Source organism: Rhodococcus sp. 05-339-2, from assembly GCF_002258965.1.
Lineage (GTDB): Bacteria > Actinomycetota > Actinomycetes > Mycobacteriales > Mycobacteriaceae > Rhodococcoides.
The window spans coordinates 573,807-597,434 of sequence record NZ_NOYW01000016.1 but is presented as its reverse complement, the minus strand read 5'-3'; the positions used below and the strand labels follow the sequence as shown (position 1 = coordinate 597,434).

Sequence of the window (23,628 nt, the reverse complement as noted above, 5' to 3'; positions counted from 1 at the left end):
CTGAGACGGACAGCCCGTCAATACTTTCGGTGGAGGAAATGTGTCGCGCAAGAGTGGAATTCGCAGGAACCTGGTTCGTCGTTCGGTGGCAGTCGCCCTGGCAACCGGGGCATGTGCCCTGGCCGTCCCAGCGGCAGCGGTCGCCCAACCCGAACTCGGACCCATAGTCGACAGTGGCAGCGCGATCGTCGACAGCGGGAGCGCAATCCTCGACGGTGGCAACATCATCGACAACGGTGCCCGCATCCTCGGCAGCGGAAGTGCCATCGCCGGAGGCATTCTCGGCATCGACACCGGTTCGGCCAACGGAGGCATCGCTACGCAGCAGTGCAATGCCTCCACGATGTCGGGTGAGGAGGGCGTGACGGAGACCCTGCACGAGCTGGGCCGAACCGGACCGACCTCGTTCGTGCTCAGCTACGACACCGTCGATGTTCCCGATCAGATCGAGGTCTTCTACCAGGGCGCACTGATCCACAACACCGGCTATGTCGGCGGCAGCACCGGAGTCGGCTCGGTGGTGGTGTCGGTTCCGCCCGGCACCGCGTCCGCTGTGCTGGTCCGCGTCACCGGACCGGTCGGCACAGTCTGGACCTACACCGTGAGCTGCCCGGCCTGACGGGCTGTTCCCGCCCGGCCCCACCAGCTATGTTGATCCCGTGCAGAAGGTCAGGAACGACTACGCCGCGTGGATCGACCTGGGGCCGGGTGGCCTTCCCGCCAACGTCGGTGGCTGGCTGATCACCACTGCCCTCAAACCACTCGCCCGACGCGACACGACGACCGTCGACGGTGCCGGGAGCCCAGGACTGCACTGGCACCTCGATCACCGACCCGGACCTCGTCCGACGATCGCGCCCTACCCGATACCGCACCGGCAACTCACCCACCGTGGCAGCACTGAGCTCATCGAGCGGCTCACGGCAACAGTGGCCGCCGAAGCCCGATCCGGCGGGCCGTTTCACCTCGAGCGCAGTCGATTCGAGCGCAGAGGCGACGCGCTGTACGTCACGGACATCGGTGCCGCTGCGCCCTGGATCTCACGAACGAAGGGTGAAGTTCTGCACGTGCACGACAGTGAGGGCTCGCTGCACGTGGTGATGCAGCCGGACGATGCGCAGACCGTGATCTCCGCGGGTTGGGGTGAACTGCACCCCTTGGCCGGACGCCCGGTTCTCGGACTACCCGAGACCTACGTCTTCGTCTACGCACCCAGAGACGCCGACGACGCAGACCGAATCGAGCAGATCATCTCGCGCGCGACGGCGACTGCAACGACCTGAGCCGAGGACGATGCGGATCTGTTGCTCGACCGGCCGCGTACGAAATCGGGTGAACGATGCTGCCGACCGTGTGACGATCGGGACATGACACTCGACGACATCGTGAATCTGGTCCGCAACTTCGAAGGCACCGTGACGCAGCGGCCTCGAGAGGGAGACGGAACTCCCGAACTCGCCTGGGGCGATGCGTTCTTCTACTACTCGCCCGACGGGTCCATCCCCACGAACACTCAGCCGTTCGCCACGATCGTGACCAAGAACTACCCGGGCGACGAGCTGTCCCGACTGGACCGACCCGACGCGTTCCGCGTCAACATCGTTGCAGGAAAACAAGAATTCCACAGGATGCTGGGAGTGCCGCCCCGCGAAGCGGCCCACGCACCCCGGGCCGACACAGACGATGTCCTCGCTGCCCACCCTCAGTACGGCACCGCAGGCTGGCTGTCGGTGGTCAACCCGTCTTCGCAGACCGAAACGCGTGTCCGGGAACTACTCGACGCCGCGTATCACGGTGCCAAGAGCAGATACGAACGCCGCCAAGCCTGATCAGCCGAAGAAATCGTCCATCGATCGGGACAGCCCCTCGATATCCAGGCTGTTGGCCCGATCATGTTGGGCCACCGTGCCGTATTTGCGTCGTTCTCCTCCTTCGACCCCGACTCCCGACACCCGATGACGCGCATCGGCGAGGGCTCTGTTCACCTGCAGCACTGACGTTCCCGCGAGATATGGCTCGACGATCATGACGTCCGGCGCGGTCAACGTCGCCCGCAGCGTTCGGCTGTCGAACGGCCTGATCGTCGACGCATGCAGCACCGTCAGGTCGCGACCCGAGGCTGCGGCGAGAACCCGGTCCGTCATCGGCCCGACGGAGATCACTGTTCCCGAATTACCCTGTTGCACAATGGTGAACATTCCATCGGGCCGGCCGTATGGACGTTCGTTGCACACCCCGTCGAGCCTGATGTAGACGCGATCATCGGTTGCCGCCGCGCTCTGCAGCATCCACTCGACCTCGTCGACATGCCCGGGAACATGGACCGTCCACCCGTCCAGGGTGTCGAGGAGTGCGACATCTCGCTGACCGAAGTGTGTCTCGCCGCCCTGCGGCCACCCATAGGATCCACCCGAGCTCACCAGGATTGCGCCGACGCTCTGATGGCCCAGATCGAGTTTCACCTGCTCGAAGGGCCGCTCGATCAGGAACGGCGGGAAGGTGTGCACGATCGGACGCATTCCGGCCAGGGCCAGACCACCGGCGACACCGATCATGGCCTGCTCTCGAATGCCGACGTTGATCACCCGCGATCGAATACCGGCGGTGAGGTGCGGTTCGAGATATCCAACTCCGATCTCTGCCAGCACCAACGCTGTTCGCTCGTTCTGCGCCAACAGATCGGGCAGCAGGCCGTAGAAGTACTCGCGTTGGTCCAGCGTTGCTTTCATCAGCTCTCCTTCTTTTCGACGTGAGCGACCACCACGTGCGGCCCCTGTGGATGATGGAGGCGAAACGCGCGCCTGAGAGCGGTGTGATCTCGGCCGTCGACGTCGGAAGTGGACCACCCCTCGACCGCGAACCGCGACGCGATACCGCCGGGCCATCCCAGGCCGGCAGAGTCGTTGTCGATCACCACCGCGGTCAGATTGCCCAGATTCGATCGCGCAGCGAATTGAACGGCTTCCATATTGCTGCCCTCGTCGAGCTCGGCGTCGCCGATCAGTACGAAAACTCGGGCGATACTGTTCTGAATCCGCAGCGCAACAGCAGTTCCGGCGGCCAGTGCCAAGCCATGACCGAGCGATCCCGATCCGATATCGACCCCGCGTGCCAGCGTGCGATCCGGGTGATTTCCCAGCGGAGAGTCGTAGCTGCCGAACGACGCGAGCTCGTGCGGCGTCAAGAATCCCCGTGCCGCAAGCACGGCGTAGTACGCCATCGGCCCGTGACCCTTGGACAGGTAGAACCGATCACGGTCCGGATCGTCAGGATCGGCTGGGTCCAGGCTCAGAATGTCGGAGTACAACACCCACAACACATCGAGTGTCGAAGTGGCGCTGGTGCTGTGCTTTTCGTCGCCCGTCATCAGAGTCATGAGCCGAGGCAACTCGTCGAATGTCATCTGCATGACCCCACCCTGCAACCTCGAGCGCACTCGAGGTCAAGCCCTGCGGGGGAGGTGATGTGAGTGTCCGACATTCCCGGGCGGGACGGCGATTTCCGCTTCTCGAGCCAAATTGTGGACACTGACGGCACCACCGACCGTAGTCTCCAGATATGCCGCGAAACCCCCTCGCTATAGCGGGGACGTCCATCGACTGCGCCGATCCGGCGGAACTAGCGCGCTTCTATCTCGCGCTTCTCGGCGGCGAGTTGTTGTGGGAGAACTCCGAGAGCGTTGGGATCCGCACACAATCCGGCCTGAACATCGTTGCGCAGAAAGTCACGAACTACATTCCGCCCCAATGGCCGTCGACATCCATCGTGCACTTCGATCTGGACGCTGGAGCCGACCTGACCGATTCCGTGGCCTACGCAGTCGAATGCGGGGCCAAGGAGGCAGCAGAGCAGCCGGACCCCCGATGGCGAGTTCTGCTCGACCCCGCCGGGCACCCCTTCTGCATCACCACGGAGGTGTACGACGGGCGACCGGAGGCAATAGCCTGAGATGGTGCGCAATCTCGTCATCGTTCTGCTCCTGTTCGGATTCATCGTCGGATCGGTGCCGTTGGGCTGGTACCTGATGGGCGAAATGACCACCAACGCGAATGGCGTCGTGTATTCCGGTGGCTATCAAGCCCTGAACGGTGTCACGATGGACGACGAATTCGTCGATGACATGAACGATTCGTTCGACCGAAGAACTCGAGGCCTGTCCATGCTGTGGCTGTACGTAGTGCCTGTGTTTACCGCAGCTCTCGGTGCACTGTCCGGATTCGTTCTCGGCAAGTTCGGATTCGTGCTCACGCGCAGGCGAACTCGAGAGGCATGAGGTGGCTGGGCCTGCCGAAGTGGAGCTGAGCACCGACGACATTCGACACGTGACGGCCTTCGCGGCTACCTGCGCCCGACGGGCATTACCGATCTACGACATGGCCCACCCCGACGATGCGCGTCCACACTCGGCGATCGAGGGTGCCGAGGCATTCGCCGAGACCGGCCACCGGACGGCGGAGTTACGCAGGCTCGCCTGGGACGCGCACAAAGCGGCCCGCGAGGTGACGGAATCTTCGGCGACCGACGCCGCACTAGCTGCCATGCACGCCGCCGGTGCTGCCTTTCTCCATCCGCTGTACAGCCCCCATCAGGTCAAACACATTCTCGGTTCTGCCGTGCATCTAGTGCTCGCCGACCCCGAAGCTGCTGCGGAGCACATCGAATGGATCGACGCGCAGTCCGATGCGACTGTGCGAGCGGTTTTGCGTCGGTTTCCGCCACCGATCGCCGGGCGCACGAGGTTCGGCGTGCTCATGGCCCGACTCGATACCGAATTGCGCCGTTGAGCCGTTGCCTCGATTGGAGTGCGGTGACAGCATGGGAAAGATGAAGGCACATGAACGCCCATGGAAGCGTTATGCAATTGCCGCGTTGCTGGCCTTCCTCGTATTCTCGACAATCAGCGACATCGTGTCCGATCCTTCTGCCTGGAACTGGTCGAAGCTGGCTGTGCTGGCTGTGGCCGCTCTGTTCATCTGGTACGGAGAGAGCCGAACCTGGACGTCTCCGGACAAGATCGGACCCGAAGCCGTACCCGCCGGGGATGTCGAGGCGGTGGTCGCAGAATCCGGCAGAACTGTCCACGCCATCAAAGCGTTACGAGAGATGCATCCCGGTCTCGGTCTGCGTGACGCCAAGAATCTCGTTCGACCGGATCACTGACCGAGGAGAAGGCGATGTCGTCAGTCAGCGGTACACGTGCTGTCCAGGATCCCGCCGGACTGACCGAGGCCGCAATTCTGTTGATCGACTTCAATCGCGAGTACGACTACCCGGTGCCCGAGTCGGATTGGCTTGCAGCTCATCTCGATACCCTGGTGAAATCCGGCGATACCAGCGTGCTGACATTCGGGTCTCCCGCCATCGGTGTGGCGATTCTGCGATTTCGGGCCGGCACTCTGAGCGCAGATATCGAGGCCTATCTCGCCGAGTTCTACGTCCGGCCTGGCCTACGCGGGAAGGGCTACGGGACAACCTTTCTCGACGACGTCATCGAGCACGCACGCGGGAGGGGTGCCACCTACATGGACCTCAACACTTCCGAGGACGACGAGGCGGCGCGACACGTGTACGAGAAACGTGGCTTCGACTGCCACGAAGGCCGTGGCGAGGGACCCAAAGCTCTGTACTACGAACTCGAGCTGAACTGACGCAGGAGATGTAGCCTGGCCATATGGTTAGCCGAGATAACAGCTCTACGTCGTTCGGGACCGTCGCCGACGTGTACGAATCTGCTCGCCCCGACTATCCGTCGGCCGCGGTCGAATGGCTGCTGAAACCCGTACTCGAGTCGAGCGGGCGGCCTCTCGTCGCCGACGTCGGTGCCGGGACCGGCAAGCTCACCCGCATCATCGCCGCCGCCGGGTGCGATGCCGTCGCGGTCGATCCTGATCCCGCCATGCTCGACGCCCTGCGCGACGCAGTGCCAGGAGTTCCGGCCCACGTCGGCACCGCCGAGTCCCTGCCGCTGGAGAACGAGAGTGTCGATGCCGTCCTGCTCGGACAGGCCTGGCACTGGGTCGAACCGGTGGCCGCGTCACGCGAGATCGGCCGGGTTCTGCGCCCAGGTGGCACCCTGGGACTCATCTGGAACATTCGCGACGAGTCGCACTCGTGGGTTCGGCGACTGAACTCGGTGGTCTCGCGCGGTGGAGCGCTGACCATGTTCGACGACGGTCCACCGCCGATCGCAGAACCGTTCCGCCGGCTCGACGAGGAGCGGTGGGCGTGGTCGCGCACGGTGAGCCGGTCCCAGTTGACCGATCTGGTTCGGTCGCGCAGCTTCTACATCACCGCGACCCCCGACGAGCGCAACCGCATCGATCGGGATCTCACTGCACTGTTCGACGAATTGGGTCTCGAGGGATCGAGGACGATCGAACTGCCCTATGTCACAAGGGCTTTCCGCACTACGAAGCCGAGCCGGTGAGACGCCCCAACCCCGGGAGTCGCCACATCCGAGCAAAACGAATATGATTCCCAATAAGTGGGTGCAGGTTCGACTTCGAGGAGCTACAACATGGCGTTTCCGATCATCGTCGCGAAAGCAGTATCGACGGTCGTAACAGGCGCAGTCGGCGTCGCCGCGTACAACGGTGCCAAGAAGCTGTACGACAAGGCTCCCGTCCGCAAGGTCGCGGTATCGGCAACCGAGCTCGGTCTCCGCGCCGCGCGAAAGGCCGAAATCCACGCCGAGTCAGCACGTCTGGCCGTGTCCGATGTTGTTGCAGAAGCGCGCGACCGGCTCGGGGAAGAAGTGCCGCCACCCTCGGCCACCGAAGTCGGCCACGGTCACTCGCACTGATCACGGCAGTCGGCCGAACATGACGATGCTCGTCGAAGATTCCCTCGATGCAGCTCCCGACCTCGCGGATGGCATCGAGATCCTGTCCGATGCCGCCGGCCGCATGCGGCTTCGCGTCGACTGGCTGCGATCGAGTCCGGGTCGCGCGGTCGCCGTCGAAGATCACGTCGACAAGATTCGCGGCGTTCGAGCTGTCCACGCGTACCCCCGCACCGCATCGGTCGTCATCTGGTACTCCCGCTCGCGCATCGACCGGGCCGAGCTGTTCGATGCGGTGAACGCAGGTCGCACCACCGACTGGGGACTTGTGCCCGTCCGAAGCCCACGCTCTGCGGACGTCACCAGCGGTGATGTCCTGCGCATGACCATCGGCGGCGCGGCCCTGGTCCTGCTCGGCTTCCGTCGCTACGCCTTCCGACGGCCGCCCCTCCTCGGACCCACCAGCCGCGTCGTGGCGACCGGAGCCACCATCTTCACCGGCTATCCATTCCTGAAGGGAGCGCTGCGCTCGCTGACCGGAAACCGGTCCGCCGGGACCGACGCACTCGTCAGCGCCGCCACCGTGGCCAGTCTGGTGCTCCGTGAGAACGTTGTTGCCCTGACCGTGCTGTGGCTGCTCAACATCGGTGAATATCTGCAGGAGCTGACGCTCAAGCGCACTCGTCGCGCGATCTCCGATCTCCTGACCGGCACGCAGGACACCGCGTGGATTCGCCTTCCGGACGGTTCCGAGATCTCCGTCGACGTCGACCGGCTGGAGATCGGCGACGAAGTCGTCGTGCACGATCACGTCGGCGTGCCCGTTGACGGGACCGTCGTAGACGGCGACGCGGTGGTCGACCAATCCGCCATCACCGGTGAGACATTGCCGGTGTCGATAGCTGCAGGCGACAGGATCCATGCCGGGTCCGTCGTTGTCCGTGGCCGCATCGTCGTCCGCGCGTCTGCGGTAGGCCGCGATACGACGATCGGCCGCATCATCTCGCGCGTCGAGGAGGCACAGGAAGACCGCGCCCCGATTCAGACTGTGGGAGAGAACTTCTCACGCCGCTTCGTACCCGCGTCGTTCATCCTGTCGGGCCTCACGCTCCTGGTCACCCGCGATGTCCGACGGGCGATGACCATGCTGCTCGTCGCGTGCCCGTGTGCGGTGGGTCTGTCGACTCCGACGGCCATCAGCGCCGCCATCGGAAACGGTGCTCGCCGGGGGATTCTCATCAAGGGCGGATCGCATCTGGAACAAGCAGGCAGGGTCGATGCCTTCGTGTTCGACAAGACCGGGACCCTCACCGTCGGACGCCCGGTCGTCACCAATGTCGTGTCATTCCAGGACGACTGGGAGCCGGAGCAGGTGCTGGCGTATGCCGCCAGTTCCGAGATCCACTCTCGGCATCCGTTGGCGGAGGCTGTGATTCGCAGCACCGAGGAACGCCATATCGTGATTCCTCCGCACGAGGAATGCGAAGTACTCGTCGGCCTCGGCATGCGTACCGTCGCAGACGGTCGGACTCTGCTGCTGGGCAGCCCGTCCTTGCTGCGCAGCGAGAACGTCACCGTCTCCGACCATGCGGCCGAATGGGTTTCGCGCTTGCAGCGTGAGGCCGAGACTCCGCTACTGCTGGCGGTGGACGGCATACTGGTCGGGTTGATCAGCCTGCGTGACGAGGTCCGATCCAATGCTCTGGACGTACTGAACGCGCTCCGCGCCGACGGTGTGGAACGGATCGTCATGCTCACCGGAGATCACCCGGAGACCGCCGCGGCCGTCGCCGCCGAACTGGGCATCGCCGAGTGGCGAGCCGAGGTGATGCCCGACGACAAACTCGACGCCGTCCGCAAGCTCCAAGAAGAGGGATACGTCGTCGCGATGGTCGGAGACGGCACCAACGACGCTCCCGCGCTCGCCGTCGCGGATATCGGAATCGCAATGGGATTGGCGGGCACCGATGTTGCCGTCGAAACGGCCGACGTAGCTCTGGCCAGCGACGACCTGACACGGTTGCTCGACGTTCGCGATCTCGGTCGGCACTCGGTATCGGTGATCCGGCAGAACTACGGAATGTCGATCGCCGTGAACGCTCTGGGCCTCCTGGTCAGCGCCGGTGGAGCACTCTCTCCGGTGCTCGCCGCGATTCTGCACAACGCGTCCTCGGTCGCGGTGGTCGGCAACAGCTCCCGACTGATCCGATACCGAATCTGATCAGTAACGCCCCAGTGCGAGGGCGACGTTGTGTCCGCCGAACCCGATCGACGTACTCAATGCATAGTCGATCTTCTGGCTCCGCCTCGAACGAACGACATCGAGATCGATTACAGGGTCCTGATTGTCGAGGTTCAGAGTGGGCGGCACCACCGAATCTCGGATCGAGAGCATTGTCAGGATCGCCTCCAGTGCGCCGACAGCACCGATGGAATGACCGAGTGCGGACTTCGGTGCGTAGACGCACGCGTGACCCACAGTGGCGGCAATAGCCTTGGCCTCCGACAGATCACCTACTGGAGTCGCAGTTGCATGTGCATTGACGTGACCGATGTCCTGAGCACTCAAACCCGCTGTGTCGATGGCCTTTTCCATTGCCTTGCGAATTCCCCGACCCTCCGGATCCGGTGCCACGATATGAAACCCGTCCGAGGTGATGCCGGCACCGAGAAGGCGGCCGTGAATATGCGCACCGCGAGCTACTGCATGCCGCTCCGACTCCACGATCAGCAACGCCCCGGCTTCACCGAACACGAAACCGTCACGGTCACGATCGAAAGGCCTCGAAGCGCGCGTCGGCTCGTCGTTGCGGGTGCTCATCGCGCGCATCATCGAGAAGCCGGCTATCGGCACCGCATCGATATGTCCTTCGACGCCTCCAGTGATCACGACGTCTGCCTCACCCGTCGCGATCAGTCTCCATGCGTGAGCCAACGCCTCCGAACCCGACGAGCATGCCGACACCGGAGTGAACACCCCCGCCCGCGCGCCGACCTCGAGTCCGATGTGCGCGGCAGGTCCGTTGGGCATCACCATCGGTACCGACATCGGCGACACCTTTCGGTAGCCACCTGCCCTCATGGCGTCGACTGCACCGATCAGAGCGTCGCCGCCGCCCAATCCGGTGCCCACTGCCACGGCAAGTCGATCCGGGTCCATATCAGCGAGCCCGGAATCACTCCACAGACGCCGTCCGAGCACTACCGCCAACTGCCCGACGAAGGACAGTCTCCGCTGCTCCACGCGGGTCAGATGATCGGAGAGCGCCATCTGCAAAACGCCTCCGATGCGAACCGGCAGATCGTATTCCGACACGAAGTCGTTCTCGAGGCGGCCGATGCCGCTCTGGCCGTCGAGCAGACGCTTCCAGGTTTCATCGGCGTCGTCGGCCAGTGCCGTCGAGGCTACGTACCCGGTCACGACCGCATTGCGTGGATGCGTTTGTGTAGCGATCGGTTCACTCATACCCACCATCAGTACATGTAGCGACCGGTACAGTCAACTCATGGCCCGTCCCCTCGATCACGACAAGCGTGCCGAACTGCTCGGCCGCGTCGTCGACTACATCGGCACTCACGGTCTCGACGATCTGACCCTTCGCCCCCTGGCCGCCGAACTCGGCACCAGCTCGCGAATGTTGATCTACTACTTCGATTCTCGTGAGAACTTGATCGTGCAGGCACTGACCAGCCAGCGGCCGGCATTCGCGGAAATGTTCGGCGACGTCGACACTGCCGACCAACTCGAGAGGCGACTGCTCGAATTGTGGAAGTCGATGTCCGAGGGTGACGACGCGGTCAGCTCACGAATCCTTATGCAGGTCATCGGCATTGCGTCCATCAAGTCCGGCGTTCTCGCGGACTTCGCACGCGAGAGCGTTCGGGCACTGACCGACGCTTTGGCCAGCGCGATGGCACGCTGCGGGATGGACTCGACCGCGGCCTCGGTTCAGGCGACAATCGTCGGGGCCGGATTCCGAGGGCTGCTGCTCGACCGCTTCACCACGGAGGATTCCGCGCGCACCGACGCGGCCGCCGCGATGCTCTTTCGCGCTGCAGCGCGTGTTTGAAGGACCGCCTAGTTACATTGGTGCCGGACTATGACGAGATCTGTATGGCCGCGACTGGTCGCAGCCCCGGACCTGAACGTCGAAGTCCGCTATTTCGCGTCGCGGAAGTACGGTTCGACCGTGCCCTTGAGCTTGACGAGCATGGGATTTCCGTAGCGATCCTTCGCGGTGGGGACTTCGACTCGCACCCAACCCTCGGTCACGTTGTATTCGCGAACACTGGTCTTCTCGACGCCGTTGAAGCGAATACCGACGTCCCGGCGAAGAACCTCTTCGTTGTAGAAGGGGCTCCGCGGATCGATCGCAAGGTGATTCGGTGGAACGTCTGTGTGCTGGTCCTCTGACATGAATTACTTTCGTCGAATGCTGAGATAAGGGCTTGGTTGATTCCTGAAGAGAATACGCGACCCAGCGCTGTCGGCCCTAGCCCCGCGCCATGTCCACGAATCTGGACAAGTGAAGTTGGTGTGCCACAGTGATTGTCGCGGTCGGGCCGTTACGGTGCTTACCGAGAATCAGGTCGGCCTCACCGCCACGAGGGTCGTCGCGCTCGATTGCGTCGGGGCGGTGCAGCAGAATCACCATGTCGGCGTCCTGCTCCAGTGAGCCGGACTCACGGAGGTCCGAGACCATCGGCTTCTTGTCGGTTCGCTGCTCCGGGCCACGGTTGAGCTGGCAGACCGCGACCACCGGGCATTCGAGTTCCTTGGCCAACAGCTTGAGCTGACGGGAGAAGTCCGAGACCTCCTGCTGACGGGATTCGACCTTCTTGCCGGACGACATCAGCTGAAGGTAGTCCACCACAATGAGTTTCAGTCCGTTGCGCTGCTTGAGGCGACGTGCCTTGGCACGGATCTCCATCATCGTCAGGTTCGGGGAGTCGTCGACGAAGAGCGGTGCTTCGCTGATCTCGCTCATGCGCCGGGCCAGCTTGGTCCAGTCGTCGTCGGTCATCTTTCCCGAACGCATGTCGCCGAGCTTGATCTTCGCCTCGGCGGACAACAGTCGCATGACGATCTCGGTACGACTCATTTCCAGGGAGAAAATGACACTGGGCATGCCGTGCTTGATCGAGCACGAACGCATGAAATCCATACTTAGGGTCGACTTACCCACGCCGGGCCTCGCCGCCACGATGATCATCTGACCCGGGTGCAGGCCGTTGGTGATTTCGTCGAGTTCGGCGAATCCTGTTGGTACACCGAGGGATATGCCGCCGCGGCTGGCGATGGAGTCGATTTCGTCCATCGTGGGCTGCAGCAGCTCCTCGAGGGGGAGGAAGTCCTCGGAGGTGCGGCGTTCGGTGACCTCGTACACCTCGGCCTGCGCGCGGTCGACCACCTCGGCCACGTCCTGGCCGTCGGCTCCGGCGTAGCCGAACTGCACGATGCGGGTACCGGCCTGCACGAGCCGGCGCAGAATCGACTTCTCCGCGACGATCTCGGCGTAGTACCCGGCATTGGCTGCCGTCGGCGTCGTCTGCGTCAGGGTGATCAGGTACGGGGGGCCGCCGATGCGTTTGAGCTCACCGCGACGGTCCAGCTCGGCCGATACGGTGACCGGGTCGGCAGGCTCACCGCGGCTGTAGAGGTCGAGGATCGCGTCGTACACGTTCTGGTGGGCCGGGCGATAGAAGTCGCCGGGACGAAGCACTTCGAGCACGTCGGCAATGGCGTCCTTGCTCAGCAGCATGCCGCCGAGTACGGACTGTTCGGCCGCCATGTCCTGTGGGGGCTGGCGACCGAAATCTTCGCCGGGTCCCTCGCTGGAGGAGGGGCCGGAGTAGTCGGACTGTCCTCGATCGTCCACAACTGCCACGCGAACCGGCCGTCCTCTCCCCATTGTCGTCGGCACCGTCGAGTATCACCCGGCGGTGCTGTGTAGCAAGTTCTACCCCCGGGCACCGACAGGTCCTGCTCGGCACCGGATACGCACTCTCCGGAGGCCGCTGCACGGCATCGAGAGAGACGCTGCACGGACGTTAAGCGCTATCGGCAGGAGTCACAACATGGCCTGTGGATGGAACTGTGGATGAAATGTGGATGGTGTTGAACAACGGTGTTGACCATCTGTGGACAACCTGGGTATAACTTTCCGGTTTTCAGGTTCTTCGCCAGGTCAAGGGGTGTACATAAAGTTTTCTTCCTGTGCATCGATTCGGGAGCGGCGTGTCGGCCGAATTGACAACTCGGGCGTGTTGAGTAAATACCGGGTGAACCCAGGGGTGAATTGGCTCACACCGACTGGGATCACTCACAGAAACAGACCACTCTCCCGTTTAGACGCGAGAGGCCCGATCCCATTCTTGGAATCGGGCCCCTCGACACTCACGCCGAGACGTCAGGAGTCACTCTTCTGCGGGCAGTCCGCCGGGTCGAGGACCGTGATCTCCTGGGTACCTATCTGCAGAACTCGTGCCGACGGAATGTCGAAGAAGAGGCCGGTGATTCGTAGGCGCCCCTCGGCGTTGGCACGACCGACGACTCGATGCCGCGTGAGCGTCTGCAGCTGCACTGCGACGTTCACCATCGCCAGTTGGTCCGCCTCTCCGAAACCGAGCTCCGCCGCCTGACGACCGACCACGTGCCCGCTGCGATACGCGTCGAGGCTTGCCATCCCGTAACCCAACCACTCGGCGACGGAGGCGTCCGCGGCGTTCTCAGGGCCGCTGAGTACCGCTTTCATGGCACCGCAGCCCGAGTGCCCACAGACCACGACCGACGAGGTCCCGAGTTGATCGACACCGAACGCCAGCGCCGCCTCCACCGAGCAGTCCTGCCCCTGAGCGGGAACGAGGTTGCCCATGTTGCGGACGGTGAACAGGTCACCCGGGCCGCTGCTGGTGATCGTGTTCGGCATGACTCGCGAATCCACACAGCACAGAAACAGTGTGTCCGGATCCTGGCTGTCGGTCAGTCCCTCGAGGTGCGGACGGATGTTGGGAGCATGCGTGCGGTGGTACTCCGCAACGCCGCTCAACACCGGCCGCAGCGCCGCGGGCGAGTCCTCCTGCGCGACATCGCTCTTGAGCTGCCAGGCACGCCACGGTGCCAACGAACTGCGTACCGTCGCCGATCCACGCTTGGGTGGCCCTTCGGCAGCCGCCGCCATGGACGCCGTACCCACTTCCTCGACTTTCACTGTGCCGCCGCCGAGTTCGTGCTGACGCATCCACTCGTTCAAGGCGTCGTGCACGGCATGGTCGAGGAAGTCGACGCCGAGGTGGACCGTGACGGCCGTGCCTGCCGGGACAGTGGACAGCACATGCGTCAACCGGGGGAGCGCGAGGAAGCTCAACGACCCCTCGGTGGTGACACGCCAGGTGCCGTCGACGGTTTCCTCGGCCCTGACCTTCGCCCACACCACCCGACGCAGCACGAGGATGATCGACAGTGCCAAACCGATCAACACACCCTCGAGCAGGTTGAGCGCCACCACTCCGACGACAGTGACCGCATAGACCGCGATGTCTCCGGTCTTGTTCGCAATCTTGATGTCCGCCAGCTTGATCAGCTGCACACCGATCATCACCAGCAACCCGGCCAGAGCTGCGAAGGGAACCAGTTCGACGATCGAGATGAACAGTACGGAGAAGATCAGAATCCACACGCCGTGCAGAATCGCCGATGCCCGAGACTTGGCACCGACCTTGACGTTGGTGGCACTGCGCACGATCACCCCGGTGATCGGCAGACCGCCGATGGCGCCTGAGGCCATGTTGCCGGCACCCTGAGCCATCAATTCACGGTCGAAGTTGGTGCGCTCACCGCTGTGCATCTTGTCGACGGCCACCGCGGAGAGCAGACTCTCGACACTGGCGATCAACGCGATGGTGATGACGCCGGTGACGAACGCACTCCACTGCCCGTCGGGCATGACCGGCAGGCTCAAGGACTCGATCAGGTTGCCGGGCAATTCGATTCGTTCGACATCGAGTGAGAAGAAGATCGAGACCGCGGTGGCGGTGACCACTGCGACCAGGGCGGCCGGCACCTTGGTGACCTTGGCCAGCACGCCGGACAACTCGCTCAACCGTGGCCAGGCGAACATCAGCACGACCACAATTCCGCCGACGACGATCGACGGCCACTGGCCGTTCGCGACGGATGTAGGGATGGCGAGGACGTTCTGGACCGCAGAACTTTCGGATTCCCCGCCGAGAAGCACGTGAATCTGTTGCAGCGCAATGGTTATACCGATTCCGGCGAGCATCGCATGCACCACGACGGGCGAGATGGCCAACGCACTGCGCGCAATCCGGCTCATTCCCAGCAGGATCTGCACAGCACCGGCCAGGACGGTGATGGCGCACGTTACGCCCCACCCGAATTGGTTGACCAACTCGGCAACCACGACGGTCAGGCCTGCCGCGGGGCCACTGACCTGCAGCGGTGATCCGCCGAGTATGCCGGCAAGAATGCCGCCGACCACAGCGGCAATGAGACCGGCCATGATCGGCGCGCCCGATGCGACGGCGATACCGATCGAAAGTGGCACTGCAACAAGGAAAACGACCAACGAGGCCGGTACGTCGTATTTCAGGATCGACCCGACGCGAGACTGCGGCTCGAGTCGGGTCTCGGGACTGGGGTCGGAATCGGGTTCCACGGTCGTGGTCACGGCAGCGTTCCTCCGGGCGTCTAGGCGTCAGGTCGGGTGAATCCAGTTGGTGATGATGTTCGATGTCGCCCCGCCTAAAGAGTACGCAAAGCTTTGCTCACGAACGTCCGAAGAGAGATGCTTCACAAATCGGAACCCATTGCGACAGTTGATCTTTGTGAGAAGACACGAAAAAGCCCCACGAACCGAGGTTCGTGGGGCTTTGTTCGACCGAAACGGGCCGAAAGCTGAAATCAGCTTCCGACGACATCCAGCTTGAACTTGGCGGTCACGTCGGGGTGCAGGTTCACGACGATGTCGTGCTTGCCCGTGCTCTTGACGTGAGCCTTCGGCAGATCGATGCTGCGCTTGTCGACAACCGGGCCACCGGCAGCCTTCAGAGCAGAAGCGACGTCCGACGCGGTGACCGAACCGAACAGCTTGCCCGAGTCGCCCGCGGTCTTCACGGAGAGCGTGACGGCCTCGAGGCCTTCGATGGCCTGCTTGAGCTCGTTGGCGTGCTCGAGGCCGCGGACGGCACGAGCTTCCTGAGCGCGGCGGATGCCGTCGACCTGCTTCTGAGCTCCACGGGTGGCCTGGATGGCCAATCCGCGGGGCAGCAGGAAGTTACGGCCGTAGCCGTCCTTGACCTCTACGGTGTCGCCAGGCGCACCGAGGTTGTCCACATCAGCGGTGAGGATCAGTTTCATACCAATCGCCCCTTTCTATCGAGCCGTCGCGGCGTAAGGCAGCAGTGCTACCTCACGCGAGTTCTTCACGGCAACGGCCACGTCACGCTGATGCTGGACGCAGTTGCCGGTGACACGGCGAGCACGGATCTTTCCGCGATCGCTGACGTACTTACGCAGCAACGTCGTGTCCTTGTAATCGATCGACGTGTTCTTTTCCTTGCAGAAGGAACACGCTTTCTTCTTGAGCACCTTGTCGCGCAATGGCGGTTTGGGCATGGGTCTTTCTCCGTTACATCTGGTTGTTCTCGATCGAAGGATCTAGAACGGTGGCTCTTCGTCTCCGCCACGTCCGCCGAAGGAGCCCGACGCCGCCGGGGCACTGCCCCAGGGATCGTCTCCGCCGGAACCGGAGTTGGACGAGGAGTTCGAGCGGCCGCCGCTCGATCCGCCGGAGGAACCGGAGCCGGAGCCGGAGTTGAAGCCGCCTCCGCCGCCACCTCCACCGCGGTTGGCCTTGTTGACCTTTGCGGTGGCGTAGCGGAGTGAAGGTCCGATCTCGTCTACCTCTAGCTCGACGACTGTCCGCTTCTCACCCTCACGCGTCTCGTACGAGCGCTGCCGCAGCCGTCCGCTCACGATCACTCGTGAGCCTCGGGTCAAGCTCTCGGCAACGTTCTCCGCTGCCTCGCGCCAGATGTTGCAGCGCATGAAGAGCGCGTCGCCGTCTTTCCACTCGTTCGTCTGACGATCGAATGTGCGCGGGGTGGATGCAACCGTGAAGTTGGCAACCGCCGCGCCGGCGGGGGTGAATCGAAGTTCTGGATCAGCCGTCAAGTTTCCGATGACGGTGATGACGGTCTCGCCTGCCATGGTTCCTCTTTCAGTAGTAAGCGTTGTAGATGCCAGCCTAGAGGCGGGCAACGACAATTACTTGCCCTGTCGCAGGACCTTCGTGCGCAGAACGGACTCGTTGAGTCCGAGCTGACGATCGAGCTCGCTGACGGTGGCAGGCTCGGCGTTGAGGTTCACAACGGCGTAGATGCCCTCGGCATGCTTGAGGATTTCGTAGGCCAGACGACGCTTGCCCCACACATCGACCTTGTCGACGGTGCCGCCATCCTTGCGAACGACGTTGAGGAACGTGTCGAGCGACGGAGCGACAGTGCGCTCGTCCAGATTGGGGTCGAGAATGACCATCAATTCGTAATGACGCATAAGACCTCATCACCTCCTGTGGACTAGTGAAAACGGCCACGGACTGTCCGTGGCAGGAGGGTCGTTGCGTCAGCAACCCCTCGAAGATACACGACAGGGCCCTGACCTGCTAATTCGCGTCGGGCGCACGGTCCGGCCCTCACGCGTCATACTCTTGCACCATGCGATCCGGGGTCCGCGCCAATCCGATGACGGTCGTCGTGGTCGTCGCGATGGCTGCGCTGGGATTGATTCTGGGATATCTGAACAAGGCCCGATGCGCGGTCGCGCCGTTCGACGCCTCCGGACGCAGCACGGTGTTCGACGCCATCAAGGATTCCTCGGTCTGCTACTCCGACATCCAATTCCTGTGGCTCGGCCGAGACATCGACAATCACATCTTTCCCTACATTCACGGAGCCATCACCAGCGACGGGATCCTCACCGGCGGGACGGTGGAGTATCCCGTCCTCAGTGGGTTGCTGATGTGGCTCGGAGCAATCCCGGCCCACACCGATGCACAGTTCCTGCTGACCTCGGCGTTGATTCTGGCACCGTTCGGTCTGCTCACCGCCTGGATGCTCGGGCGGATGGCCGGCTGGTCCGCGTTGCTGTGTTCGATCGGCCCACCTGTGGTGATGTACGCCTTCCACAACTGGGAACTTCCGGTCGTGGCCGCTGCCGTCGGCGCGATCTTCGTCATGACCCTGCCGATGCCGCTGCGGCGCAGAGCGATTCTCGCGTCGGTGCTGTTGGCCGTCGGCTTCTGCCTCAAGCTCTACCCGGGAGCTTTCGTATTGCCCCTGATCGCGTATGTGGTCACCGGCGGCATCGACGGGCGCGAGTCCGCCGACACCATCCGGGGTCGCTGGGACGTCCGTGGCGGTCTGATGGTCGCCGGTGCCGCGATCGGCACGGTCGTCGCAATCAACCTGCCGTTCGCAGTGCTCGGTTACGAGGGGTGGCGTGCATCCTTCACCTTCCAGTCGCTGCGGCAGGCAGACCTGACGACCAACTCCATCTGGTACTGGGGACTGCGCCACTTCTACATCAGCGACCAGATGACTCCCGATGCCTACGCGGAGGCCGACGCGTCCTTCCAGGATGTGGTCGATGTCGCGTCGCCGCTGCTGGTGTTCGCCGCGTTCGCACTTGCGCTGTGGCTCGGCTGGCGTCGGGCAAAGATTGTCGGGACGTACCCGTGGGTCGCGGTGAGCGGGTCGATGCTGTGCGGATTCATGCTGCTGCACAAGGTGCACTCGCCGCAGTACACGCTGTGGCTGCTGCCGTTCCTGGTGTTGCTTCGGGTCCCGTGGGCGCTCGTCGCCGCGTATCTGGTCGTGGACCTGTCGATGGGAATCGGCGTGTTCAAGTACTTCGCCGCGCTGGCCTCCGGGGTGGACGCCGAGGACGAGGAGTTCTTCGTTCTGGTGGGGGTATGGGGACGGGCGCTGCTGCTGGTGGTGCTGTTCGTGCTGTTCATCCGTACGCGCATGCGGATTCCAGTGCGCGGCGAAACAGACCAGGAGTCGGTATCATCGCGCCGACCAGCAGCGACATCGCTGACGGGATCACCGGGGCAGTAGGGCGCAGAGCGGGGCGGGGACATGACACAGGTGTCGCGATCACAGGAGAGCACCGAAAATCGGACTACCGAAGTACGACGCGTCGGCCTCGTCGAGGACCACGAATCGGTAGCGCTCGGACTCAAGGCCATGCTCGCCGACGAACCCGACCTGGAACTGGTATCCACCGCCGCCACCGTCGCAGAGTTGCTCGCCCAGCAGCCGACACTCGATCTGGTGGTACTCGATCTTCGGCTCGGTGACGGGTCCTCACCCCGCTCCAACGTGGAGCAACTGCACGCCGCCGGTGCGCGCGTCCTCGTCTACACCGGCGCCGAGAACACCTTTCTGGTTCGCTCGGCAGCTCGTGCGGGCGTACTGGGCGTAGTTCGCAAGTCGGCACCGGCCGCAGCGATCGTCTCCGCGATCCGGCGCGCCGCGAGCGGGGGACAGGTCGTCACGACGGACTGGGCTGCCGCAATCGACGGTGATCCGCAGCTTCCCGACGTGGGACTCAGTCCACGCCAACGCGAAGTACTCGCCCTCTACGCGTCGGGCGAGAAGGCCGGACGCGTCGCCCGCCTGGCCGGACTGTCCGAGCAGACCGTCAACGACTACCTGGTGCGGATCCGTAACAAATACGCCGAGGCGGGGCGTCCGGCACCGACGAAGACCGATCTGTACAAGCGTGCGGTCGAGGACGGCTGGCTCCCCATGCCCGAGCTACCTCCACAGGATTGATGCAGGCCCCACTCGAGAAGATCGCGAGCGGGTCCGGTCTCGATACCGCCGAGCGGCAGGCCTGCGAACTTCTCGCGGCAACTCGCGGGATCGACTGCGGGCACCGGGACTGACGACGGACGAGGTCGCCGCGCAAGCGCGGGCTGCCAGGGCACGGAGTGTGCAGGTGATTCCGCTCGACGACGGCGGGCTCACTATGGCTCATCCCACAATTTCGGACCGAGTGAGCACCGCGGTTTTCGACGCGCTCAGCGGTGCGACAGGCGGGGTGGTGACCGCTCGGATACTGCCGCCTGGACGCGCGAAGGTCGTATCCATCCTGGTCAGCGACTCGAGCGCCGATGTGCGGATCGAACTCGATGCAGTCGGAGAGAAGTCTGTCGTAGCCCCGTGACACTCTGACATGACGGTTGACGGTTCAATGCCCCAAATAATAAGGGCAGAAAACCTGCGAATTACCTGTGAGAATCGACCGCATTGGTTTAGTCGGTCTCAACTCACTTCGGCGTCCGGGAGATTACATGTCTGCACTGCTCGAACCCTTGCCCTCCGCGAACGACTCCGGAGTCCCGACGACGCGCCGTTCACGCGGTCCGATCAGCCTCGTTCCACCCCCGATGCAGATACATCCCGTTCCCGCCGCCACGAGCCCCTTCCCGCCGCGACCGGATCTGACCGGCCGCGAGATCGAGGTGCTGCTCTGCTGGATTCGACACGACTCGAAGACCGAAGTGGCGAAGGCACTGTTTCTCTCGCTCGGCACCGTCAACACCCACCTCACCCGGATTCGGGCCAAGTACACCTCCGTCGGGCGACCGGCACCGACCAAGGCGGCCCTCGTCGCGCGCGCCCTGCAGGACGGGCTCGTCGATATCTCGGAGCTGTGAACCAGGGTCGGTGATGCCGTCGGTCAGACGCTGACGGCAGTCTCCACGCCCTCGTTCTCGAGGCGTTTGTTGCGTCGAATACTGCTCAGCAGGGCGGCCCCGATGAACAGGATTCCCACGAAGCCGGTGATCAGCTCGTTGATGTGTACACCGATCGAGACCAGCAGGATGATGGACAACGCACCGATCGCCCAGTGCGCACCGTGCTCGAGGTACACGTAATCGGACAACGTTCCCTTGCGAACCAGGAACACCGTGATCGAGCGGACGAACATCGCACCGATGAAGCCCAGGCCGAGCGCGATGATGATCGGGTCTGCGGTGATGGCAAACGCACCGATGACACCGTCGAACGAGAACGATGCGTCGAGCACCTCGAGGTACAGGAACAGGAAGAACCCGGCCTTACCCGTCGCCTTCGCCAGTTCGCTCGGCCCGCCCGAGGACTCTTCGCCCTCTTCTTCGACGTGGAAGAGTTCACCGAGTCCGTTCACTGCGATGTAGGTGATCATGCCCAGCACGCCGGAGACCATGACGGTGGAGATCTTGTCGTCCTCGGCGAGGAATTCGGCGCTCAGGACCAGCAGCAGGCCTGCGACGACCACGGAGAGCTGATCGAGGCGACCGATGCGGGCGAGCGGCTTTTCGAGCCAGCTCAACCAGGTGATCTCGCGATCCTCGAAGATGAATCCGAGGAAGAGCATCAGCAGGAACATGCCACCGAATGCAGCGATCTGCGGATGCGCGTCGGTGAGGAGCGTCTCGTAGCTGGGTGAACCGTCCGGGAAAGTTGCGGCACCGTCGGCGGGCGGGTTGAGGGCCAGGTCGATCGCGGCGACCGGACCGAGGCCCGACGCAGCCCAGACGATGACCAGCGGGAACAGCAGCCGCATGCCGAACACGGCGATGATGATGCCGATGGTGAGGAAGATCTTCTGCCAGAACTCGCTCATGCGTCGCAACACGGTGGCGTTGATGACGGCATTGTCGAAGGACAGCGACACCTCGAGTACACCGAGGATGAGGACGAGGATCATCGCCTCGATCCCGCCGTACAGAAAAGCCACGATGACGGACACGATGGTGACCGCGATCGACCATCCGAAGATCTTGACAACCACAGTCGTGGCCCTTCTCGAGACAAAGACGGAAAAACCCCCGCCCATCATGGATGACGAGGCGGGGGTACTCCCAATCTTGAGGAGGCCTTTACTACACGTTTACTCCGAAATCGCGAGCGATTCCTGCGAGTCCCGAGGCGTAGCCCTGACCGACCGCGCGGAACTTCCACTCCGCGCCGTTGCGGTACAGCTCACCGAAGACCATGGCGGTCTCGGTGGAGGCGTCCTCGCTGAGGTCGTAGCGTGCGAGCTCGGAGTTGTCGGCCTGGTTGATGACGCGGATGAACGCGTTGCGCACCTGACCGAACGACTGCGAGCGTGCGTCCGCATCGTAGATGGACACGGGGAAGACGATGGTCTCGATCTCCGGCGGTACTGCGGCGAGATCGACCTTGATCTGCTCGTCGTCTCCGTCGCCCTCACCCGTGGTGTTGTCCCCGGTGTGCTCGATGGAGCCGTCGGGAGACTTCAGGTTGTTGAAGAACACGAAGTGCCCGTCGCTCAAGGCCTTCTTCGTCGAGTTCAGAGCGATGGCGCTGGCGTCGAGATCGAAGTCGGTGCCGGTCGTCGTGCGGATGTCCCATCCGAGACCGACCACGACCGCGGTCAGGTTCGGAGCTGCCTTGGTGAGCGAGACATTGCCACCCTTGCTGAGGCTGACGCCCATTGAGAGGTCCTTTCGCAATTGGTTTCCCGTTACGGGGTCAACCGTAGTGGGAATGTCCGGTTCTTGGACGTACTCAGCCAACGACTGCGACATCGCCAGGGTTCCCGTCAGTACTATCGAGCAGGTGACAAGTCGCTGGCCTGGGGTGTTCCGCCGGGGTGCCGAATCGGACGCCGCCGCGCGTCGATCCCAGGACAACGCTGTCGCCGCGTTCCTCGACATGGACAAGCGTCAGTCCATCGCGTCGGCCGGCGTCGAGGCCTCCACCGCACTGCGCCCTCAGGATCGACTCGCAGGCCGATGGTCCGACACCGAGAAGCAATGTTTCGACGCCGGAGCCGCCTACCTCGCCGCCGTCGAGCAGTTCGACGGAATCACCACCCCTGCCGCCAGATCGGCGTTCGACCGAGCGACCGCGCTTCTGCACGATGCCAGCACTGCCGTCGATCGGTTCTACGACGCCCATCGAGGCACGCTCGAGCAGGCATCTGCTCAGTTCGCCGCGACCCCGCGCCTGGTCCAGGACGCGTTGGCCGAGGCAGACGCAGCCCGCTCCACCGTCGACGAGCAGTTCGCCGCCTACCCCTCACTTCGCCAGGCGTGGCGCGAACTCGATTCTGCGACAACACAATTGCAGGCCGATCAGCGCGACCCTCTGCGTGCCCGAGAGCACGCCGCCCAAGTCCGCGACCGTGCGGCCGCGCTACGTGCTGCCGTGGACTCGGCCCCGGGACGCCTTCAGGAGGCCCGAACCGCGCTGGCCTCCGTGCGCACCCGAATCGAGGCGGTGCGAACCAGATCCGAGGGTATTGCGCCTGCCTTCTCGAGCTTGCTTCGTGAATTCAACGCCAAGAGCTCGGCAGATCTGTCCCGAAACGAACGATCCAGTGCGCGCCACATCGAGCAGGCCGACGAGGACCTGCGCGCGGCGCGTTCGGCGCTCGATTCGGGCAATCCCGAGCAGTCACTGGATCTGGTCACCCAGGCGCGCCAACACCTGAGCGATGCCGAACAACTGGTCGACGCGGTCACCGACCGAGTTCGACTGCTGCGCGCGGTCAGGGCCGATCCGAAAGAGACCGAGAACAAGGTGCGGTTCAAACTTCGTGACGCTCAACAACTCGCGATCAATCGTGGCCTGGTTGCCGAATGGGGCTCGGTGTTGGATGCTCAGCTCGCCCGGATCGACAGGGCGAGCACAGCGCTGACGGGTACCCACCCGGACTACTGGTCATATCTGCAGGATCTGGATACCATTTCGGACTTCATCGCAGGCGTGATCGACCGCATGCGAACCTCGCACTGACTACA

General features: G+C 63.5%; 29 protein-coding genes. 17 read left to right on the top strand and 12 right to left on the bottom strand.

Annotation, left to right across the window (positions count from 1 at the left end; translation table 11 throughout):
• The first annotated feature begins 40 nt into the window (after positions 1–40).
• From CH273_RS16510 to CH273_RS16500, 3 genes are all read left to right on the top strand, one after another.
• Complete coding sequence (locus tag CH273_RS16510; RefSeq protein ID WP_032396910.1) at positions 41–619, top strand: hypothetical protein; 579 nt, start codon at positions 41–43, stop codon at positions 617–619.
• 40 nt (positions 620–659) lie between these two features.
• Positions 660–1,283, top strand: coding sequence for a luciferase domain-containing protein (locus CH273_RS16505; RefSeq protein ID WP_052049942.1), 624 nt, complete (start codon positions 660–662; stop codon positions 1,281–1,283).
• Positions 1,284–1,367: 84 nt separating this feature from the next.
• Positions 1,368–1,829, top strand: a complete 462-nt coding sequence (locus CH273_RS16500; RefSeq protein WP_032396911.1) for a DUF6194 family protein — start codon at positions 1,368–1,370, stop codon at positions 1,827–1,829.
• On the opposite strand, the gene CH273_RS16495 is transcribed toward CH273_RS16500, so the two are convergent.
• Positions 1,830–2,729, bottom strand: coding sequence for a transketolase family protein (locus CH273_RS16495; protein WP_032396912.1), 900 nt, complete (start codon positions 2,727–2,729; stop codon positions 1,830–1,832).
• The gene (locus CH273_RS16490; protein WP_032396913.1) at positions 2,729–3,409 is read right to left on the bottom strand and encodes a thiamine pyrophosphate-dependent enzyme; all 681 of its coding nucleotides are present in this window, start codon (positions 3,407–3,409) and stop codon (positions 2,729–2,731) included. The genes CH273_RS16495 and CH273_RS16490 overlap by 1 nt, the downstream gene beginning before the upstream one ends.
• Before the next feature lie 149 nt (positions 3,410–3,558).
• Here CH273_RS16490 and CH273_RS16485 point away from each other — a divergent pair, with 149 nt between their 5' ends.
• From CH273_RS16485 to CH273_RS16450, 8 genes are all read left to right on the top strand, one after another.
• On the top strand, positions 3,559–3,948 hold the full coding sequence (locus CH273_RS16485; RefSeq protein ID WP_032396914.1) for a VOC family protein: 390 nt from the start codon (positions 3,559–3,561) through the stop codon (positions 3,946–3,948).
• A gap of 4 nt (positions 3,949–3,952) precedes the next feature.
• A complete protein-coding gene (locus CH273_RS16480; protein WP_143546247.1) occupies positions 3,953–4,273 on the top strand; it encodes a hypothetical protein in 321 nt (106 codons plus the stop codon).
• 1 nt (position 4,274) lies between these two features.
• Positions 4,275–4,784: a putative immunity protein gene (locus tag CH273_RS16475; protein ID WP_218829578.1), complete on the top strand. Its 510-nt coding sequence runs from the start codon at positions 4,275–4,277 to the stop codon at positions 4,782–4,784.
• A gap of 40 nt (positions 4,785–4,824) precedes the next feature.
• Positions 4,825–5,160: a hypothetical protein gene (locus CH273_RS16470; protein ID WP_143546246.1), complete on the top strand. Its 336-nt coding sequence runs from the start codon at positions 4,825–4,827 to the stop codon at positions 5,158–5,160.
• A gap of 14 nt (positions 5,161–5,174) precedes the next feature.
• A complete protein-coding gene (locus CH273_RS16465; protein WP_032396918.1) occupies positions 5,175–5,648 on the top strand; it encodes a GNAT family N-acetyltransferase in 474 nt (157 codons plus the stop codon).
• Positions 5,649–5,671: 23 nt separating this feature from the next.
• Entirely contained in the window at positions 5,672–6,427 is a 756-nt protein-coding gene (locus tag CH273_RS16460) for a class I SAM-dependent methyltransferase (protein ID WP_032396919.1), read from the top strand.
• A 90-nt stretch (positions 6,428–6,517) separates the two neighbouring features.
• A complete protein-coding gene (locus CH273_RS16455; protein WP_032396920.1) occupies positions 6,518–6,802 on the top strand; it encodes a DUF1490 family protein in 285 nt (94 codons plus the stop codon).
• A 19-nt stretch (positions 6,803–6,821) separates the two neighbouring features.
• The gene (locus CH273_RS16450) at positions 6,822–9,002 is read left to right on the top strand and encodes a heavy metal translocating P-type ATPase (RefSeq protein ID WP_052049944.1); all 2,181 of its coding nucleotides are present in this window, start codon (positions 6,822–6,824) and stop codon (positions 9,000–9,002) included.
• On the opposite strand, the gene CH273_RS16445 is transcribed toward CH273_RS16450, so the two are convergent.
• Positions 9,003–10,247 carry a KasA/KasB family beta-ketoacyl-ACP synthase gene (locus CH273_RS16445; protein ID WP_052050048.1) on the bottom strand — a complete coding sequence of 415 codons (1,245 nt, stop codon included), beginning with the start codon at positions 10,245–10,247 and terminating at the stop codon, positions 9,003–9,005.
• A 40-nt stretch (positions 10,248–10,287) separates the two neighbouring features.
• Between CH273_RS16445 and CH273_RS16440 the strand changes: the two genes are divergently transcribed.
• Positions 10,288–10,851, top strand: coding sequence for a TetR family transcriptional regulator (locus CH273_RS16440; protein ID WP_032396921.1), 564 nt, complete (start codon positions 10,288–10,290; stop codon positions 10,849–10,851).
• Between the two features lie 89 nt (positions 10,852–10,940).
• Here the strand turns inward: CH273_RS16440 and CH273_RS16435 are convergent, their stop codons facing one another.
• The 7 genes from CH273_RS16435 to rpsF all read right to left on the bottom strand — a co-directional run bounded on the left by CH273_RS16435 (position 10,941) and on the right by rpsF (position 17,357).
• Positions 10,941–11,198, bottom strand: a complete 258-nt coding sequence (locus CH273_RS16435; protein ID WP_032396922.1) for a DUF3297 family protein — start codon at positions 11,196–11,198, stop codon at positions 10,941–10,943.
• Positions 11,199–11,274: 76 nt separating this feature from the next.
• Entirely contained in the window at positions 11,275–12,669 is a 1,395-nt protein-coding gene (gene dnaB / locus CH273_RS16430; protein ID WP_032396923.1) for a replicative DNA helicase, read from the bottom strand.
• A 522-nt stretch (positions 12,670–13,191) separates the two neighbouring features.
• On the bottom strand, positions 13,192–15,471 hold the full coding sequence (locus CH273_RS16425; RefSeq protein ID WP_032396924.1) for a SulP family inorganic anion transporter: 2,280 nt from the start codon (positions 15,469–15,471) through the stop codon (positions 13,192–13,194).
• Positions 15,472–15,704: 233 nt separating this feature from the next.
• Entirely contained in the window at positions 15,705–16,160 is a 456-nt protein-coding gene (gene rplI / locus CH273_RS16420; RefSeq protein ID WP_032396925.1) for a 50S ribosomal protein L9, read from the bottom strand.
• Positions 16,161–16,175: 15 nt separating this feature from the next.
• Complete coding sequence (rpsR, locus tag CH273_RS16415; RefSeq protein WP_032396926.1) at positions 16,176–16,418, bottom strand: 30S ribosomal protein S18; 243 nt, start codon at positions 16,416–16,418, stop codon at positions 16,176–16,178.
• Positions 16,419–16,460: 42 nt separating this feature from the next.
• Positions 16,461–17,012: a single-stranded DNA-binding protein gene (locus CH273_RS16410; protein ID WP_032378699.1), complete on the bottom strand. Its 552-nt coding sequence runs from the start codon at positions 17,010–17,012 to the stop codon at positions 16,461–16,463.
• A 57-nt stretch (positions 17,013–17,069) separates the two neighbouring features.
• Entirely contained in the window at positions 17,070–17,357 is a 288-nt protein-coding gene (gene rpsF, locus CH273_RS16405; RefSeq protein ID WP_008711385.1) for a 30S ribosomal protein S6, read from the bottom strand.
• A gap of 161 nt (positions 17,358–17,518) precedes the next feature.
• Here rpsF and CH273_RS16400 point away from each other — a divergent pair, with 161 nt between their 5' ends.
• The 4 genes from CH273_RS16400 (at position 17,519) to CH273_RS16385 (ending at position 20,529) form a co-directional block, all read left to right on the top strand.
• The gene (locus CH273_RS16400) at positions 17,519–18,922 is read left to right on the top strand and encodes a glycosyltransferase family 87 protein (RefSeq protein ID WP_032396927.1); all 1,404 of its coding nucleotides are present in this window, start codon (positions 17,519–17,521) and stop codon (positions 18,920–18,922) included.
• Positions 18,923–18,943: 21 nt separating this feature from the next.
• Positions 18,944–19,642: a response regulator transcription factor gene (locus CH273_RS16395; RefSeq protein ID WP_032396928.1), complete on the top strand. Its 699-nt coding sequence runs from the start codon at positions 18,944–18,946 to the stop codon at positions 19,640–19,642.
• 223 nt (positions 19,643–19,865) lie between these two features.
• Positions 19,866–20,036, top strand: a complete 171-nt coding sequence (locus CH273_RS27750; RefSeq protein WP_155290814.1) for a hypothetical protein — start codon at positions 19,866–19,868, stop codon at positions 20,034–20,036.
• Between the two features lie 127 nt (positions 20,037–20,163).
• Positions 20,164–20,529 carry a helix-turn-helix transcriptional regulator gene (locus CH273_RS16385; RefSeq protein ID WP_032396930.1) on the top strand — a complete coding sequence of 122 codons (366 nt, stop codon included), beginning with the start codon at positions 20,164–20,166 and terminating at the stop codon, positions 20,527–20,529.
• A gap of 23 nt (positions 20,530–20,552) precedes the next feature.
• On the opposite strand, the gene CH273_RS16380 is transcribed toward CH273_RS16385, so the two are convergent.
• The gene (locus tag CH273_RS16380) at positions 20,553–21,650 is read right to left on the bottom strand and encodes a DUF475 domain-containing protein (protein ID WP_032396931.1); all 1,098 of its coding nucleotides are present in this window, start codon (positions 21,648–21,650) and stop codon (positions 20,553–20,555) included.
• 91 nt (positions 21,651–21,741) lie between these two features.
• Positions 21,742–22,317, bottom strand: coding sequence for a TerD family protein (locus CH273_RS16375; protein WP_032396932.1), 576 nt, complete (start codon positions 22,315–22,317; stop codon positions 21,742–21,744).
• Positions 22,318–22,537: 220 nt separating this feature from the next.
• Here CH273_RS16375 and CH273_RS16370 point away from each other — a divergent pair, with 220 nt between their 5' ends.
• The gene (locus CH273_RS16370; RefSeq protein ID WP_032397328.1) at positions 22,538–23,623 is read left to right on the top strand and encodes a hypothetical protein; all 1,086 of its coding nucleotides are present in this window, start codon (positions 22,538–22,540) and stop codon (positions 23,621–23,623) included.
• Positions 23,624–23,628: the final 5 nt, after the last annotated feature.

What these genes read in the sequence shown, in the direction of transcription:
- CH273_RS16440 (WP_032396921.1), top strand. Translation starts at nt 10,288, where the DNA reads ATGGCCCGTCCCCTCGATCACGACAAGCGTGCCGAACTGCTCGGCCGC.
- CH273_RS16495 (WP_032396912.1), bottom strand. Translation starts at nt 2,729, where the DNA reads ATGAAAGCAACGCTGGACCAACGCGAGTACTTCTACGGCCTGCTGCCC.
- CH273_RS16395 (WP_032396928.1), top strand. Translation starts at nt 18,944, where the DNA reads ATGACACAGGTGTCGCGATCACAGGAGAGCACCGAAAATCGGACTACC.
- CH273_RS16455 (WP_032396920.1), top strand. Translation starts at nt 6,518, where the DNA reads ATGGCGTTTCCGATCATCGTCGCGAAAGCAGTATCGACGGTCGTAACA.
- CH273_RS16410 (WP_032378699.1), bottom strand. Translation starts at nt 17,012, where the DNA reads ATGGCAGGCGAGACCGTCATCACCGTCATCGGAAACTTGACGGCTGAT.
- CH273_RS16470 (WP_143546246.1), top strand. Translation starts at nt 4,825, where the DNA reads ATGAAGGCACATGAACGCCCATGGAAGCGTTATGCAATTGCCGCGTTG.
- CH273_RS16375 (WP_032396932.1), bottom strand. Translation starts at nt 22,317, where the DNA reads ATGGGCGTCAGCCTCAGCAAGGGTGGCAATGTCTCGCTCACCAAGGCA.
- CH273_RS16500 (WP_032396911.1), top strand. Translation starts at nt 1,368, where the DNA reads ATGACACTCGACGACATCGTGAATCTGGTCCGCAACTTCGAAGGCACC.
- rpsF (WP_008711385.1), bottom strand. Translation starts at nt 17,357, where the DNA reads ATGCGTCATTACGAATTGATGGTCATTCTCGACCCCAATCTGGACGAG.
- CH273_RS16400 (WP_032396927.1), top strand. Translation starts at nt 17,519, where the DNA reads ATGCGATCCGGGGTCCGCGCCAATCCGATGACGGTCGTCGTGGTCGTC.
- CH273_RS16435 (WP_032396922.1), bottom strand. Translation starts at nt 11,198, where the DNA reads ATGTCAGAGGACCAGCACACAGACGTTCCACCGAATCACCTTGCGATC.
- rpsR (WP_032396926.1), bottom strand. Translation starts at nt 16,418, where the DNA reads ATGCCCAAACCGCCATTGCGCGACAAGGTGCTCAAGAAGAAAGCGTGT.
- CH273_RS16370 (WP_032397328.1), top strand. Translation starts at nt 22,538, where the DNA reads ATGGACAAGCGTCAGTCCATCGCGTCGGCCGGCGTCGAGGCCTCCACC.
- CH273_RS16450 (WP_052049944.1), top strand. Translation starts at nt 6,822, where the DNA reads ATGACGATGCTCGTCGAAGATTCCCTCGATGCAGCTCCCGACCTCGCG.
- CH273_RS16490 (WP_032396913.1), bottom strand. Translation starts at nt 3,409, where the DNA reads ATGCAGATGACATTCGACGAGTTGCCTCGGCTCATGACTCTGATGACG.
- CH273_RS16445 (WP_052050048.1), bottom strand. Translation starts at nt 10,247, where the DNA reads ATGAGTGAACCGATCGCTACACAAACGCATCCACGCAATGCGGTCGTG.
- CH273_RS16385 (WP_032396930.1), top strand. Translation starts at nt 20,164, where the DNA reads ATGTCTGCACTGCTCGAACCCTTGCCCTCCGCGAACGACTCCGGAGTC.
- rplI (WP_032396925.1), bottom strand. Translation starts at nt 16,160, where the DNA reads ATGAAACTGATCCTCACCGCTGATGTGGACAACCTCGGTGCGCCTGGC.
- CH273_RS16460 (WP_032396919.1), top strand. Translation starts at nt 5,672, where the DNA reads ATGGTTAGCCGAGATAACAGCTCTACGTCGTTCGGGACCGTCGCCGAC.
- CH273_RS16485 (WP_032396914.1), top strand. Translation starts at nt 3,559, where the DNA reads ATGCCGCGAAACCCCCTCGCTATAGCGGGGACGTCCATCGACTGCGCC.
- CH273_RS16465 (WP_032396918.1), top strand. Translation starts at nt 5,175, where the DNA reads ATGTCGTCAGTCAGCGGTACACGTGCTGTCCAGGATCCCGCCGGACTG.